At 52.2% G+C, this 2,151-nt stretch carries 2 protein-coding genes and 1 rRNA gene; all 3 read left to right on the top strand.

Going from position 1 to position 2,151, the window contains the following annotated elements; translation table 11 throughout:
• Positions 1-42: 42 nt before the first annotated feature.
• Positions 43-159, top strand: a 5S ribosomal RNA gene (gene rrf, locus DWX75_RS11865).
• A gap of 155 nt (positions 160-314) precedes the next feature.
• A complete protein-coding gene (locus DWX75_RS11870) occupies positions 315-1,625 on the top strand; it encodes an LCP family protein (RefSeq protein WP_118016516.1) in 1,311 nt (436 codons plus the stop codon).
• A gap of 306 nt (positions 1,626-1,931) precedes the next feature.
• Positions 1,932-2,151 (top strand): RRXRR domain-containing protein (locus DWX75_RS11875; RefSeq protein ID WP_199497616.1); only part of this gene is annotated, 220 nt, incomplete at its 3' end.

Consider the following 2,151-nt stretch of genomic DNA (forward strand, 5'->3'; position numbering starts at 1 on the left):
TTGTCTGGAGACGGACTGGGAGGATAGGAAATTGCCGGTTTATCCAGTGACGCTGGCCATGTGGTTCCACCTGTTCCCATACCGAACACAGTAGTTAAGCACATGCACGCCGAAAGTACTTGCCTGGAGACGGGCTGGGAGGATAGGGAGTTGCTGGTTTATCAAGAGCCCCGCTTTGGCGGGGCTTTTTTCGTGCCCGGATATCGAGGTGTGCGGTCTTAGATTTCATTGCATGCGGGTCCGATGTTTGCTATACTTATATAATGTGTATAGTTTAGTTTTGAATTGTTTTAGGTCGTAAGGAGCGCGAGGGAATGCGTAAAACGCGTAAAAGGAAACGCAGTTTCCGGCGGGTGAAATGGCTAGCTCTGATCCTGGTTGTCATCATCGCCGTTGCGTTCGGCTGTTACGCTGCCATAAAAGGGAACCCATCTTCCCATGAAATCGGGGATACCGACCATCAGATTGTCCATGTCATGATCATGGGCGTGGACAGCCGCAAGGATGATGTGGGCCGAAGCGACACGCTGATGGTCGCATCCATCGACCAGACGGCGGAAAAGGCGGCTCTGCTCTCCATTCCGCGTGATACACGCGTGGCAATTGAGGGGCATGGCTACGATAAGGTCAATCATGCCTATGCGTACGGTGGTCATAAGCTGACACAGAAGTCTGTTGAGCACCTTCTCGGCGTGCCGATGGACCACTACATCATCATCGATACGAAATCGTTTGAGCGCATCATCGATGCGATCGGCGGTGTCGACATCGATGTGGAAAAGCGGATGCATTATGAAGATCCCTGGGATGACAACGGCGGCCTCGTCATCGATCTCTATCCGGGTGAACAGCATATGGATGGCAAGAAAGCCATCCAATACGTCCGCTACCGTGATGGTGAAGGCGATATCGGCCGCATTGGGCGTCAGCAGAAATTCATGAAAGCCGTGATGGCCCAGGTACTTTCTCCGGAAATCCTGCCGCGGCTGCCGGATATCGTCAAGGAAGTCAGCTCGGCTGTCAAGACGGATATGTCGGTAACGGATCTTTTGAGTTTTGCCAAGCAGATGAAGACGTATCAGGCCAATGGCCTTGAGGCGCAGATGGTGCCGGGACAGCCGGCCTATCACAAAGACATCAGCTACTGGATCCCCGATATCACCGATGTACGGGAACTCATGGCATCTGCGCTTGATCTGACGCTGACGACACAAGCGGAAGAAGAGGCACAGGCGGCAGAGGATAAGTACGATGCCGATCTGCCGAAGGACCTCAAGATGCTCGCGCATAAGACGAACGGCAGCACGAAGCTCACCGGGCAGGATGCCAAGGATGAAGAGGATAAGCCGATGAAACCTGAGGAGATCTCGGTCATGGTCATCAACTCAAGCGGCATTGACGGAGCGGGTGCTGAGGTGGCTGCGGTGCTGCAGCGCAAGGGCTTCATCATCTCCGGAGTTGAGACGGGCAAGACGAATGCCAACCCGATCACGACGATCACGACTTCGACGCGCAATACGGATGTGTTCTACGGCATGCCGTTTGCCTGTGTGATTCGTGATGGCGGCAGTTCCAACCAGGCTGTTGTCAACATCGGACGGGATTATAAGAAAAAAGGAAACTGAGGACGAACTGTTAAGTAGACGATAACATCGACAAATGTGCTCATAAGTGGGCAAATATTCTTATGGGTACATGCTTAACGAGCCGTCTCTAGCCCAAGTGACCGTGTTCAGTGAAAACTGTTTGCGGGATGAACTACGTTATCGGGAAAAGTTAAAAAACCACCTGCGGGTGTACTTTCAGCCTGCTGCTCTGGGAGTGCCAACCAAGAAACACCGCTAATGCCTTGCGGTGACAACAGGGAAACACATGAACTTCCGATGACTTGGGCACGAAGGAAAATTCTCCAAAAATGGAAGGTGGCAGAGATGCCTAATATTAAGAAATATGCGTTCGTTTTGGACGCTGAAGGGGAACAGCTCGACCCCACAATCGAGCAAAATGCTTGGCGACAGGTTCGCCAGCATAAGGCAAAGCTGGTGTCGAGGTTCCCTATGGTTATCCAACTGAATAAGGTGGTGGATATTCCAAATACCGACGAAATCCGTTGCGGTATCGACGACGGTGCGAACCATGTTGGTATTGCTC

Source organism: Mitsuokella sp. AF21-1AC (assembly GCF_003458855.1).
In the GTDB taxonomy this organism is placed as follows: domain Bacteria; phylum Bacillota; class Negativicutes; order Selenomonadales; family Selenomonadaceae; genus Mitsuokella.